Source organism: Streptococcus vicugnae (assembly GCF_016461705.1).
GTDB lineage: Bacteria > Bacillota > Bacilli > Lactobacillales > Streptococcaceae > Streptococcus > Streptococcus vicugnae.
Genome location: NZ_JAEMHW010000001.1, coordinates 653,896 through 666,944, shown reverse-complemented (window position 1 = coordinate 666,944; position 13,049 = coordinate 653,896). Strand labels below are relative to the sequence as shown.

General features: G+C 38.7%; 14 protein-coding genes and 1 other RNA gene. 13 read left to right on the top strand and 2 right to left on the bottom strand.

What is annotated here, in order from left to right; genetic code table 11:
• The first annotated feature begins 8 nt into the window (after positions 1-8).
• The 7 genes from ffs to JG537_RS03255 all read left to right on the top strand — a co-directional run bounded on the left by ffs (position 9) and on the right by JG537_RS03255 (position 5,967).
• Positions 9-94: signal recognition particle sRNA small type (gene ffs, locus JG537_RS03285), an RNA gene on the top strand.
• Between the two features lie 197 nt (positions 95-291).
• The gene (locus JG537_RS03280) at positions 292-1,641 is read left to right on the top strand and encodes a glucose-6-phosphate isomerase (protein WP_132869657.1); all 1,350 of its coding nucleotides are present in this window, start codon (positions 292-294) and stop codon (positions 1,639-1,641) included.
• Between the two features lie 157 nt (positions 1,642-1,798).
• Positions 1,799-2,395 (top strand): immunity protein, encoded by a 597-nt coding sequence (locus JG537_RS03275; RefSeq protein ID WP_132869656.1) that lies wholly within the window; start codon positions 1,799-1,801, stop codon positions 2,393-2,395.
• A gap of 204 nt (positions 2,396-2,599) precedes the next feature.
• On the top strand, positions 2,600-3,298 hold the full coding sequence (dapD, locus tag JG537_RS03270) for a 2,3,4,5-tetrahydropyridine-2,6-dicarboxylate N-acetyltransferase (RefSeq protein ID WP_132870035.1): 699 nt from the start codon (positions 2,600-2,602) through the stop codon (positions 3,296-3,298).
• Positions 3,299-3,356: 58 nt separating this feature from the next.
• Positions 3,357-4,490 (top strand): N-acetyldiaminopimelate deacetylase, encoded by a 1,134-nt coding sequence (locus JG537_RS03265; RefSeq protein WP_199543533.1) that lies wholly within the window; start codon positions 3,357-3,359, stop codon positions 4,488-4,490.
• 281 nt (positions 4,491-4,771) lie between these two features.
• Positions 4,772-5,299, top strand: coding sequence for a 5-formyltetrahydrofolate cyclo-ligase (locus JG537_RS03260; RefSeq protein ID WP_132869014.1), 528 nt, complete (start codon positions 4,772-4,774; stop codon positions 5,297-5,299).
• Positions 5,296-5,967, top strand: a complete 672-nt coding sequence (locus tag JG537_RS03255; RefSeq protein ID WP_132869015.1) for a rhomboid family intramembrane serine protease — start codon at positions 5,296-5,298, stop codon at positions 5,965-5,967. The genes JG537_RS03260 and JG537_RS03255 overlap by 4 nt, the downstream gene beginning before the upstream one ends.
• Positions 5,968-6,027: 60 nt before the next feature.
• Here the strand turns inward: JG537_RS03255 and galU are convergent, their stop codons facing one another.
• Both galU and JG537_RS03245 read right to left on the bottom strand, forming a co-directional pair.
• Positions 6,028-6,942, bottom strand: coding sequence for a UTP--glucose-1-phosphate uridylyltransferase GalU (gene galU / locus JG537_RS03250; RefSeq protein ID WP_199543610.1), 915 nt, complete (start codon positions 6,940-6,942; stop codon positions 6,028-6,030).
• Positions 6,943-7,007: 65 nt separating this feature from the next.
• The gene (locus JG537_RS03245) at positions 7,008-8,024 is read right to left on the bottom strand and encodes an NAD(P)H-dependent glycerol-3-phosphate dehydrogenase (protein ID WP_199543532.1); all 1,017 of its coding nucleotides are present in this window, start codon (positions 8,022-8,024) and stop codon (positions 7,008-7,010) included.
• A gap of 202 nt (positions 8,025-8,226) precedes the next feature.
• Here JG537_RS03245 and JG537_RS03240 point away from each other — a divergent pair, with 202 nt between their 5' ends.
• The 6 genes from JG537_RS03240 to JG537_RS03215 all read left to right on the top strand — a co-directional run bounded on the left by JG537_RS03240 (position 8,227) and on the right by JG537_RS03215 (position 13,024).
• Positions 8,227-8,994, top strand: a complete 768-nt coding sequence (locus JG537_RS03240) for an epoxyqueuosine reductase QueH (protein ID WP_074482378.1) — start codon at positions 8,227-8,229, stop codon at positions 8,992-8,994.
• A 26-nt stretch (positions 8,995-9,020) separates the two neighbouring features.
• On the top strand, positions 9,021-9,467 hold the full coding sequence (locus tag JG537_RS03235; RefSeq protein WP_074480130.1) for a dUTP diphosphatase: 447 nt from the start codon (positions 9,021-9,023) through the stop codon (positions 9,465-9,467).
• Positions 9,468-9,506: 39 nt separating this feature from the next.
• The gene (gene radA / locus JG537_RS03230; protein ID WP_199543608.1) at positions 9,507-10,868 is read left to right on the top strand and encodes a DNA repair protein RadA; all 1,362 of its coding nucleotides are present in this window, start codon (positions 9,507-9,509) and stop codon (positions 10,866-10,868) included.
• Positions 10,869-11,000: 132 nt separating this feature from the next.
• On the top strand, positions 11,001-11,498 hold the full coding sequence (locus JG537_RS03225) for a beta-class carbonic anhydrase (protein ID WP_199543530.1): 498 nt from the start codon (positions 11,001-11,003) through the stop codon (positions 11,496-11,498).
• A gap of 27 nt (positions 11,499-11,525) precedes the next feature.
• Positions 11,526-12,452, top strand: coding sequence for an aldo/keto reductase (locus tag JG537_RS03220; RefSeq protein WP_132869764.1), 927 nt, complete (start codon positions 11,526-11,528; stop codon positions 12,450-12,452).
• A gap of 74 nt (positions 12,453-12,526) precedes the next feature.
• Positions 12,527-13,024 (top strand): LURP-one-related/scramblase family protein, encoded by a 498-nt coding sequence (locus JG537_RS03215; RefSeq protein ID WP_199543526.1) that lies wholly within the window; start codon positions 12,527-12,529, stop codon positions 13,022-13,024.
• The last annotated feature ends 25 nt before the right edge of the window (positions 13,025-13,049 follow it).

Here is a 13,049-nt window from a genome sequence, read left to right as displayed (position 1 = left end):
TATAATATTCTTCGGAGCAACATCTGCGCGTGAAGCGGGTCAGGGGAGGAATCCAGCAGCCCTAAGCGATTGTAGGTGTGTGCTCTTTTTTTTATTTTCTGATGTGCTATTTTTGTTGTTTAATAGCTGGGATTTTTCATTGAAAAGTGATTGTTTCATGAAAGTTTTCAGTAAGTTAGAAAGAGGCTGTGAAACGCTTTATTTTATAGGAATATTTAGCAAAAATGATTGAAAAAAAGCGCATAAAAGAGTAATATAGAAGAGAAATTTAATTTTTTGAGGAGTATTGTAATGACACATATTAAATTTGACTATTCAAAATTGTTGGGTCAATTCGTCGAACAAGAAGAAATCGACTTCATGCAAACACAAGTCAACGTTGCTGACGAATATTTGCGTAAAGGTACAGGACCTGGTTCTGATTTCCTTGGTTGGGTAGACCTTCCTGAAAACTACGACAAAGAAGAATTTGCTCGTATCCAAAAAGCTGCTGCTAAAATCCAATCAGACAGCGAAGTTCTTGTCGTTATCGGTATCGGTGGTTCTTACCTTGGAGCACGTGCTGCTATCGATTTCTTGAGCAATCACTTCTACAACCTTCAAGCACCTGCAGATCGTAAAGGTCCACAAATCCTTTACGCTGGTAACTCAATTTCTTCAACTTACCTTGCAGACCTTGTTGAATACGTTAAAGACAAAGATTTCTCAGTTAACATCATTTCTAAATCAGGTACTACAACTGAACCAGCTATCGCTTTCCGTGTCTTCAAAGAACTTCTAGTTGAAAAATACGGTCAAGAAGAAGCTAACAAACGTATTTACGCTACAACTGATAAAGCTAAAGGTGCTGTTAAAGTTGAAGCTGTTGCTAACGATTGGGAAACATTTGTTGTTCCAGATAACGTTGGTGGACGTTTTTCAGTATTGACTGCTGTAGGTCTTCTTCCAATCGCTGCTGCTGGTATCGATATCGAAGCTCTTATGAACGGTGCTAACGCTGCTCGTAAAGAATTGACTTCTGCTGAAATCTCAGAAAATATCGCTTACCAATACGCTGCAGTTCGTAACGTACTTTACCGTAAAGGTTACATCACTGAAATCTTGGCTAACTACGAACCATCACTTCAATACTTTGGTGAATGGTGGAAACAATTAGCTGGTGAATCAGAAGGTAAACACCAAAAAGGTATCTACCCAACATCTGCTAACTTCTCAACTGACCTTCACTCACTTGGTCAATTTATCCAAGAAGGTTACCGTAACATCTTCGAAACAGTTGTTCGTGTTGATAAACCACGTAAAAACGTTGTTATCCCTGAATTGTCAGAAGATCTTGATGGTCTTGGATACCTTCAAGGTAAAGATGTTGACTTCGTAAACAAAAAAGCAACTGATGGTGTACTTCTTGCTCACACTGACGGTGGCGTACCTAACATGTTCTTGACACTTCCTCAACAAGATGAATTCACTCTTGGTTACACAATCTACTTCTTCGAGTTGGCTATCGGTCTTTCAGGTTACCTTAACGCTGTTAACCCATTCAACCAACCAGGTGTAGAAGCATACAAGAAAAACATGTTTGCTCTTCTTGGTAAACCAGGATTTGAAGACTTGTCAGCTGAATTGAACGCACGTCTTTAATTCATCAATACACAGATAGAAAGCTTCCTTTTGGAAGCTTTTTTTGCATGTGAAAATTTCCTCAAAATTTATCAAAAAAATTTCTGAAACCTATTGACAATTTATATATATATATATATATAATTGAGGAAATTTTAAGGAAAATGGAGAAGGAAAGATGGCTAAAAAAATCAAAGCCGAAGATGGTAAAGTGTACGTTGAAAAGAAGCCTTTTTATAAACGTGCATGGTTTATTGTATTAGCAGCAGTTGTACTTATTGGAGTATTTGCCAACATGGGTGGTGATAGCGATTCAAAAGACACAAGTGCTAGTTCAAGTGCAAAAAGTGAAAGTACATCAGCTGTTTCATCAACAAAAGAAAGTTCACAGGATAAAGGGAAGACTTATAAAGTAGGTGATGTTATTACCTTTAAAGATGAAGCGGAAATCACTATTACTGGTGCTGAATGGTCTGATGAACGTAATGAATTTGCTGATACTAATCCAGAAAAAGTTCTGAAAGTTACTTATAACGTTAATAATCTATCAGATGATGATTATGTCTTAGGTGATGATTTGGAATTATATGTGAATGGTAAAAAAATGGATACTTATCCAAATGGTGGAACTTTAGATTCTATTTCAAAAGGACGTAGTTTTGAAGGTGCTGTCCAATATTTCGGCGTTAACGGTAGTGGTGATATCGAAGTCGAAGTAGAACCAAGTTTCTCATTTACAGCTGAACCAGCAGTTGTTAAGTTAGATATTCAATAATAAACTAATCACTCAGTTTTTGCTGAGTGATTTTTTAATAAAAATTCTTTCCAAATTTTCTGAATATTTGTTATAATAGTATACAATTAACTAACTTTGAATGGAAGGAATAGAGTGTTTGGCAAGGGAGTGGTTTTTATTACCCCAAGCTAAAGTATTAGAAAAGGCGAATTTCTGCTATTTAACACTCTTGGTATCTTAAATATGACTGCACAAAAAATGACGGCTCAAGAGATTATTGCGTTTATTGGGAATGCGGAGAAAAAGACAAATGTTAAGGTGACATTTGAAGGTGAATTGGCTGCAGCAGTTCCAGAAAACGTCCTAAAACTTGGCAATGTGCTTTTTGGTGACTGGAAAGATGTTGAACCACTTTTGGCTAATTTGACTGAAAACAAAGACTATGTTGTTGAGCAAGATGGTCGTAATTCAGCAGTGCCACTTCTTGATAAACGCCATATTAATGCTCGTATTGAACCAGGTGCGATTATTCGTGACCAAGTGACTATCGGTGACAATGCCGTTGTTATGATGGGAGCAGTTATCAATATCGGTGCTGAAATCGGTGCTGGGACAATGATTGATATGGGTGCTGTTCTTGGTGGACGTGCTATTGTTGGTAAAAACAGTCACATTGGTGCTGGTGCTGTTCTTGCAGGTGTTATCGAGCCAGCTTCAGCTGAACCAGTTCGCATCGGTGACAATGTTCTTGTTGGTGCTAATGCCGTGGTTATCGAAGGTGTTCAAGTTGGTAATGGTTCTGTCGTAGCAGCGGGAGCTATTGTCACTAAAGATGTTCCAGAAAATGTTGTGGTAGCAGGCGTTCCTGCACGTGTCATTAAAGAAATTGATGCCAAAACACAACAAAAAACAGCGCTTGAAGACGCTTTGCGTAATTTATAATAAGAGATATAAAGGCTTGGGAAATTCTCTCAAGCTTTTAAAAAATAAAGGAAACAATATGACTTTAGATTTAATTAAAATTCGTCGTGATTTGCATCAGATTCCTGAGATTGGTTTGGAGGAATTTAAAACTCAAGCTTACCTTTTAGACCGTATTGCAGAAATCACAGCTGGAAAAAATTTTGTTGAACAACGTACTTGGCGAACTGGTATTTTGGTCTTTTTAAAAGGTTCAGCTCCTCAGAAGACCATTGGCTGGCGCACAGATATCGATGCCTTGCCAGTGATTGAAGAGACGGGTCTACCATTTTCTAGTCAACATGAAGGACGTATGCATGCTTGTGGTCATGATATGCACATGACAGTTGCTCTTGGTTTGTTAAATGAATTGGTACAAGTACAGCCTAAAAATAATCTTCTTTTCCTTTTCCAACCAGCTGAGGAAAATGAGGCTGGTGGCATGCTGATGTATCAAGATAATGCTTTTGGAGATTGGAAGCCAGATGAATTTTATGGGCTTCATGTGAGACCTGATTTTAAAGTTGGTGATATCGCGACAAATACCTCAACTTTATTTGCAGGGACTTGTGAAGTTTTGGTGACGTTTAAAGGAAAAGGCGGACATGCAGCTTTTCCACACGAAGCTAACGATGCCTTGGTTGCGGCGTCCTATTTTGTCACTCAGGTACAGACAATCGTCAGCCGAAATGTTGATCCTATTCAAGGTGGTGTTGTCACTTTTGGGTCTTTCCATTCTGGAACTACTAATAATGTTATTGCTGAAACCGCGCAGTTGCACGGGACTATCCGAACGTTAACGCAGGAGATGAGTCTCTTAATTCAAAAACGTGTAACAGAGATAGCCCAAGGAGTGGCAGCAAGTTTTGGTATGGAAGTTGATGTAAACCTTAAGCAGGGTGGTTATTTACCTGTAGAAAATAATCCTGAACTAGCAAGTGAACTTATGGATTTCTTTAGAAACAGAGAAGCGGTTCATTTGATTGATTGTTTGCCAGCTATGACTGGAGAAGATTTTGGGTATTTGTTAAATAAAATTCCAGGAGTGATGTTCTGGTTAGGAGTTGAAACACCTTACGCTCTTCACCATCCTAAGATGAGTCCAAATGAAGCAGCTCTTCCGTTTGCGGTTAGTGAAATTTCAGCTTTCTTGAAAGAAAAAGCAAGTCATTAAAAAGGTAGCAAGTTTTTAGTCTTGCTACCTTTTTTTGTATTTGAAAAATAAAAAAAGCCGCTATTGGGAGCTAGCGGCTTAAAAAGGGAAGGACATGATTTTTCAATCATGTCCAGGAGATTTATGAAAAGGGAATAACTCCAAAAGAGCCAATTCCCAGCGGTTTGGGAGAACCGCTATTTAGGATAGATACAGTATATCGGAGAAACCTTAAAGAAACCTTAAAGTAAATTTTAAGGTTTTTGCTGAGTAAAATCTCGGTTTTGTGTTATCATAAAAGCATGGAAAAAGTACCCTTACGAAAGAGTATCATTGCTCATTTAAAACATCAAGATAGAAAAGAAAAAGCCTTGAAAGATAAGGCTTTATTAGATGAGTTGCTAGCATCTTCTGCTTATCAAAAAGCGGATACTATTGCCACTTATTTAGCTTTTGATTTTGAGTACAATACCGAATTATTGATTAAACAAGCTCAAAAAGATGGCAAAACCATTTTAGTACCAAAGACTTACCCACACGGCAAAATGATTTTTTGTCTCTATGATGTGGATAACTTGGTGAAAACATCATTTGGCTTGTGGGAACCTGCTTGTGACAAAGCTGTGGATAAGTCAGAAATCGATTTGATTCATGTGCCAGGCGTTGTTTTTAACCAAGATGGTTTTCGAATTGGATATGGAGCTGGCTATTATGACAGGTATTTAGTGGATTATAAAGGCAAAACAATCAGTACGATTTATGAGTGTCAGAAAGTAGAGTTTCAGCCAGACAGTCATGATGTCGCTGTTATGGAGGTATTTAGTCGATGAAAAACGTTATTAAAAAAAGTCCAGTGACGATTTTTTTGCTGGCTCTAACGACTTTGGTTTTTATAGCCATGCAGGTAATTTATTTTGGAAATGCCACATCCAACCAAGCGATTTTTAATGCTGGTGGAATGTGTGGAGCTTATGTTAGCCTATTTCCAAGCCAATTATGGCGTTTGGTAACTCCGATTTTTGTGCACATTGGATGGGAACATTTTTTCTTTAATATGTTGACGCTTTATTTTGTCGGACAATTGGCAGAGCAAATTTGGGGACATCATAAGTTTTTAGCTTTGTATGTTTTATCAGGGATTGTTGGGAATATCTTTACGCTTTTCTTTACGCCAAACGTGATTGCTGCGGGGGCTTCAACATCGCTTTTCGGTGTTTTTGCGGCGATTATGGTTGCTGGGTATTTTGGAAGAAATCCTTATTTGAAAGAACTTGGTAGAAATTATCAAGCTTTGATTATTGTGAATTTGATTTTTAATTTATTTACTCCAAGTATTGGGATTGCTGGTCATATTGGTGGTCTTGTGGGGGGTGTCTTATGTGCCATCTTTTTACCAACGCTTGTGGAGAAAGGTATGTTTAAACCATGGCAACGTTGGTTGGCGGCAGCGGCTTACGTTGGCTTAAGTCTTTTCTTGATTGTCTTGGCTTTACATTAAAGTTATAATAAAAAGTTCCTCTAGACAGTGTCTAGAGGAACTTTTTTATGTTATAGCATATTATTTAGTTTCTTTTTTAGTTGATTCAGCTTCTAATTTTTTTCCCAATTCGATAAGATATTGTTTCATATTATCTTTGATTTGTGGGTGTTCAAGGGCATAGTCAATAGAAGTTTTCATGAAGCCGAATTTATCACCGACATCATAGCGATCACCGTTAAATTGACGCGCAAAAACACGCTGTGTTTTGTTTAAAGTATCGATAGCATCTGTCAATTGGATTTCATTACCAGCTCCAGGTTTTTGAGTTTCAAGAATATTGAAGATTTCTGGAGTAAGAAGGTAGCGACCGATAATAGCAAGATCACTAGGTGCATCTTCAGGTGCAGGTTTTTCAACGAATGTTTCAACACTGTAAAGTCCGTCTTTTCCTTCGCCTTGAGGTGCGATAACACCATAAGATGAAACTTCTTCGTGTGGTACAGGCATAACAGCAATTGTTGATGCGTGTGTGTTTTCATAATCGTTAATCAATTGTTTTGTAAGTGGAACAGCTTTATCGTTGTTGATATCCATAAGGTCATCACCTAGCATAACGACGAATGGTTCGTTGCCTACAAAAGCTTTAGCTTGAAGGACAGCATCACCAAGTCCACGAGGGTGACTTTGACGGATGAAGTGAAGATTAATGGCTGTAGTGTCATTAACGAGTTTAAGAAGATCAGTTTTCCCTTTGTGTTCCAAATTGTATTCTAATTCGAAGTTTGAGTCAAAGTGGTCTTCGATAGAACGTTTTGATTTACCAGTAACAACCAAGATATTTTCAATACCTGATTTCAAGGCTTCTTCGACGATAAATTGGATGGTTGGTTTGTCAACAATTGGAAGCATCTCTTTAGCGAGTGCTTTTGTAGCTGGCAAGAAACGTGTTCCAAGACCAGCAGCGGGAATAACGGCTTTTCTAACTTTTCTCATACTCATACGAGAACTCCTTTTCATAAATAAACTATGCTGAATTAAATTATATTATAATTTTAATTTTAGTGCCATTCGTTTTCTGAACGGAAGTCATTTGACATCATGCCAAGAATGCTATCACGAACGTCAGCACCTTCGTAGATGACTTTGTAGATAGCACTTGTGATTGGCATGTAAACATCCAATTCTTTGGCTAGCTCATAAGCAACTTTAGTTGTTGAAATCCCTTCGATAACCATGCCCATGTTTTTCTCGATATCTTCGAGTTTTTCACCGCGACCAAGAGCATCACCAGCTCGCCAGTTACGAGAGTGAACAGATGTTCCTGTTACGATAAGGTCTCCGACACCAGAAAGTCCGCTGTAAGTGAGAGGGTTAGCTCCCAATTTAACCCCAAGGCGCGTAATTTCAGCAAGGCCACGTGTGATGACAGCAGCCTTAGCGTTGTCACCAAAACCAAGACCGTGAAGGGCACCAGCTCCAACAGCGATGATGTTTTTTAGGGCACCAGCTGTTTCTACACCGATGATGTCAGTATTAGTGTAGAGACGGAAATAATTGTTACTAAAGAGTTTTTGAACGTATTTAGCAGCTTCGTGATCTTTTGAAGCAGCAGTGATCAAAGTAATATCTCGAACAATTGTTTCTTCAGCATGGCTTGGTCCAGAGACAACGACGATTTCAGAGCGCAATTCAGCAGGAATTTCTTCCTCAAGAATTGTTGAAAGACGTTCGTGTGTTCCAGGTTCAAGACCTTTAGAAGCGTGCATGATAACAGCTTTGTGGTCAAGTGTTTCAGCGACTTGTTTTGCAACCAAACGTGTTACTTTTGTTGGAACAACAAACAAGATAGCATCAACATCTGTAAGTGCTTCTTTTAAATCAAGTGTCGCTTTGATGTCTTCAGAGATAGTGATATCTTTGAAGTAGCGAGTATTTGTGTGTTTCGTATTTAATTCTTCGATTTGTTCTGGGATATTTCCCCATAGACAAACTTCATGTCCATTGTCGTTTAATACTTGTGCAAGAGCGGTTCCCCAAGAACCAGGCCCTAAGACAGCAACTTTTTGTCTTGTCATTTTTACTCCTCTCTTAAACGAGCAAGATTACATTTTCCATTATATCATAAGAGCAGTCTGTTTGTCTTTGTTTATTAGAAAAGGTGAGTTTTGTCATATTTTTATGGAAGCTATATTGTAGAAAAACGTCGATATGTTTTTGTAAAATAACTTGTGGTATAATGAAATGACTTAACAGGAATAGGAAAGGAAGACTTATCAGGTGATTGATTTAGAAGAGATTCTGTCTAAGATGAATCCCAATCAAAAAATCAACTACGACCGTGTCATGCAACAAATGGCAAAGCGTTGGGCGCAAGAAGAAGTAAGGCCTAAAATTCTTGTCCACGTTTGTTGTGCACCGTGTTCGACATATACTTTAGAATATTTAACGCAATATGCTGATGTGACGGTTTATTTTGCTAATTCAAATATTCACCCTAAAGATGAATATCTTCGTCGTGCTTATGTGGTGCAAAAGTTCATCTCAGAATTTAATGAAAAAACAGGCAATACTGTTGATTTCATTGAGGCACCATATGACCCATCAGAATATTTCCAAAAGGTTCATGGCTTAGAGGATGAACCTGAAGGTGGAGAACGTTGTACGGTTTGCTTTGATTATCGTTTGGATAAAGCTGCTAAAATGGCAGTTGAGCTTGGATATGATTACTTTGCCAGTGCACTAACAATCAGTCCACACAAAAATTCTCAAGTCATCAACAGTGTTGGTATTGAAGTCCAAAAAGTTTATGCGACTAAATATTTGCCAAGTGATTTCAAGAAAAACAATGGCTACCGCCGTTCAGTTGAAATGTGTGAAGAATATGATATCTACCGTCAATGTTATTGTGGCTGTGTCTTTGCAGCAAAAATCCAAGGTGTTGATTTAAATCAAATCAAAAAAGAAGCTAAGGAATTTATGGTTGGAAAAGATGGTGAAAAAGAATTCCCACACATTCGCTTTACCTTTGAAGGAAAAGAAATTTAATACGAATAGATAATTAAGGAGACAAAATGAGCAAAATTAGAGGGTTTGAATTGGTTTCACAATTCACAGATGAAACATTGCTACCAAAACGTGAAACAGCACATGCGGCTGGTTATGATTTGAAAGCGGCTGTCACAACAGAAATCGCACCTGGTGAGATTAAATTGGTGCCAACTGGTGTCAAAGCTTATATGCAAGCTGGCGAAGTGCTTTATCTTTTTGACCGCTCATCAAATCCACGTAAAAAAGGTTTGGTTTTGATTAATTCAGTTGGTGTCATTGACGGTGATTATTATGGCAATCCCGCAAATGAAGGACATATCTTTGCGCAAATGAAAAATATCACAGATGAAACTGTCGTCGTTGAAGCTGGCGAACGCATTGTTCAAGGTGTTTTCATGCCTTTCTTGGTTGCTGATGGTGACGAAGCAGACGGCGTACGTACTGGCGGATTTGGGTCAACAGGAAAATAAGGCCTTAAGGTAAGAAACTAAGCAAGGAGGTAATGAGCTATCGCTAAGAAAAAAACAACGTTTATTTGTCAGGAGTGTGGCTATCATTCTCCGAAATATTTAGGGCGTTGTCCGAACTGTTCGTCTTGGACGTCTTTTGTTGAAGAAGTTGAAGTGCAAGAGGTTAAAAATGCGCGTGTTAGTTTGATGGGTGAAAAGAGTAAGCCAACCAAGTTGAAGGATGTTAGCTCGATTAACTATTCACGTACCAAGACTGATATGGATGAATTTAACCGAGTGCTTGGTGGCGGCGTCGTGCCAGGTAGTTTGGTGCTTATTGGTGGTGACCCAGGTATCGGAAAATCAACGCTTCTTTTGCAAGTTTCGATTCAGTTAGCAGACAAAGGAACTGTTCTTTATGTGTCTGGTGAAGAATCAGCTGAGCAGATTAAATTACGTAGTGAGCGTCTTGGCGACATTGACAATGAATTCTACCTTTATGCTGAGACAAATATGCAAGCCATTCGCGCACAAATCGAGCAAATTCAACCTGATTTCTTGATTATTGACTCGATTCAAACCATTATGAGCCCTGATATTTCAGGAGTCCAAGGTTCGGTATCTCAAGTGCGTGAAGTAACAGCAGAGCTTATGCAATTGGCTAAGACCAATAATATCGCAACCTTTATCGTTGGTCATGTGACAAAGGAAGGGCAGCTTGCGGGTCCTCGTATGCTTGAACACATGGTGGACACAGTTCTTTACTTTGAAGGGGAACGTCATCATACCTTCCGTATTTTACGTGCGGTGAAAAACCGTTTCGGTTCAACTAATGAAATCGGCATTTTTGAAATGCAATCTGGTGGTCTAGTCGAAGTGCTCAATCCAAGTCAGGTCTTCTTAGAAGAACGTTTGGATGGTGCGACTGGTTCAGCTATCGTGGTAACCATGGAAGGCAGTCGTCCAATTTTGGCGGAAGTTCAAGCTTTGGTGACACCGACTGTTTTTGGAAATGCCAAACGTACGACAACGGGACTTGATTTTAACCGTGTTAGTCTTATTATGGCGGTTCTTGAAAAACGTTGTGGGCTTCTTTTGCAGAACCAAGATGCTTATCTTAAGTCAGCTGGTGGTGTTAAGCTTGATGAACCAGCGATTGATTTGGCTGTTGCGGTGGCTATTGCCTCAAGTTACAAAGAAAAGCCAACTAATCCTCAAGAAGCGTTTATCGGTGAAATTGGCTTGACTGGTGAAATTCGTCGTGTGACACGTATTGAACAACGTATCAACGAAGCGGCAAAACTTGGCTTTACCAAAGTTTACGCACCAAAGAATTCTCTATCAGGTATTGATATTCCAGATAATATTCAAGTCATTGGTGTGACAACTGTTGGTGAAGTACTCAAAAAAGTATTTGGCTAATGAAGAAAAACTGAGATGTAAGTCTCAGTTTTTTTGTATTGTGGAGTAGAAGTCTTTTTAGGCGACAAGCAAAACTAAAAATGATAAGATGAGAAAAACGCTATCATGAGCGACTCTTAAGGAGAAATTTGAATGTCTTATTTTGAAAAATTTTTAAAAACAAATCAAGCATATGCAGACTTACATGGAACGGCGCATTTGCCTCAGAAACCTAAAACGCATGTTGCTATTGTTACTTGTATGGATTCACGTCTGCATGTGGCGCATGCGCTGGGTTTGGCGCTTGGTGATGCTCATATTTTGCGGAACGCAGGCGGGCGCGTGACAGATGATACCATTCGTTCATTGGTGATTTCAGAGCAGCAACTTGGTACACGCGAGATTGTTGTTTTGCACCATACGGATTGTGGCATGCAGGGACTTAGTAATGAAGGCTTTGCAGAGCAGTTAGCGCGTGATCTAGGAGTAGAGGTGCATGGAAAAGACTTTTTGCCCTTTTCTGATGTTGAAGAAAGCGTTCGAGAGGATATTACAAAATTGCGTAATTCTCCTTTGATTCCTGATGATATTGTGATTTCTGGTGCTGTTTATGATGTGGATACTGGTCGCATTACAGAGGTTAGCATGTAATTTTGGATTTAGAGAAAAGAGGAAATGATGAGATATATCAAATTTGGTGAACGCCAGACAGAAATTTCAGAGGTTGTTTTGGGATTAATGCGTATTTCAGAAATGACAGTTGATCAAGTTGAAGCATTAATTGAATCAGCTTTAGCAGTTGGAATTAATGCCTTTGATATTGCAGATTGTTACGGGCATGGGGAATGTGAACGTATTCTTGGAGAAGTTTTGAAACGACGCCCAGATTTGCGTGAAAAAATGTGGATTCAATCAAAATGTGGCATTCGAATGGAGGAGTTTACGTACTTTGATTTTTCAAAAGAACATATCCTTAAAGCTGTAGATGGCATTTTGGAGCGTCTTAATATTGATTACATTGATTCACTATTGCTTCATCGTCCAGATGCTCTGATGGAACCTGAAGAAATAGCAGAGGCTTTTAATCTGTTAAAGGCACAAGGCAAGGTTATCGATTTTGGAGTATCGAATCAGAATCCGATGATGATGGAATTGATTAAAAAGGATGTTAAGCAACCTTTGGTAGCTAATCAATTGCAATTGAGCGCAGCTTTTAGCCCAGGTTTTAATGCTGGTTTTCATGTTAATATGAATCAAGAAGCAGGTATTGTTCGTGATAGTAGTATTTTTGAATATTGTCGCTTAAACGATGTAGTTATTCAAGCCTGGTCAGTGCTTCAGTTCGATTATTTTGGTGGTGTTTTCTTGGGTTCTGAAAAATACCCAGAATTGAATCGCGTTTTGGAACGTTTGGCAGAAAAATATCAAGTGACACCATCAGCGATTGCTATTGCTTGGGTCTTGCGTTATCCTGCTCAAATGCAAGCTGTTATCGGAACCACTAAGGCAGTACGAGTGGCAGAGGCAGCTAAGGCTACAGAGTTTGTATTGACACGAAAAGAGTGGTATGAGATTTACTTGGCTGCAGGAAATGATTTGCCATAGTAACTAAACTTGTGGATAATTTTTGATCTGAATTGCTTAAAAGGGTTGTAGGTAGAGAAATAAGGGGAAAGGTTATGCGAAGATTTGAAATCAAACAAAAGTTATGGTCACTAGCTGGAAAGTTTGATATTTTTGATGAAGATAAGCAGCTAGCCTATCATGTTCAAGGGTCCTTGTTAAAATTATTTAAAGAATTTACGATTTCTGATAGTCAAGGCAAAACCGTCAGTCATATCAAACAAGGTTTCAGTTTTCCTTTCCAGCGTTTTACGGTGACTTTTGCAGATGGTAAGGAAATCACGATTCAAAGACGTTTTTCGTTATTAAAAGCTAAATATGATATCTCTGATTTTGGACTAGAGGTGTCAGGTGATATCTGGAATATGAATTTTAGCTTGCTTAATCAAGGACGCGAAGTGGCTAATATTCGCCAACAATGGTTTAGATTTCCTTCAACCTATCAAGTAGAAATTTACGACGATTCCCTTTCAGATTTGGTCATTTCTTTAGTGATTGCTATTGATTATGTGAAGGAAAAAGAATCGAGTGCAGGCAGCGCAGCATCAAGTTAAAACCCGATTGATCAAAATCTCAAAT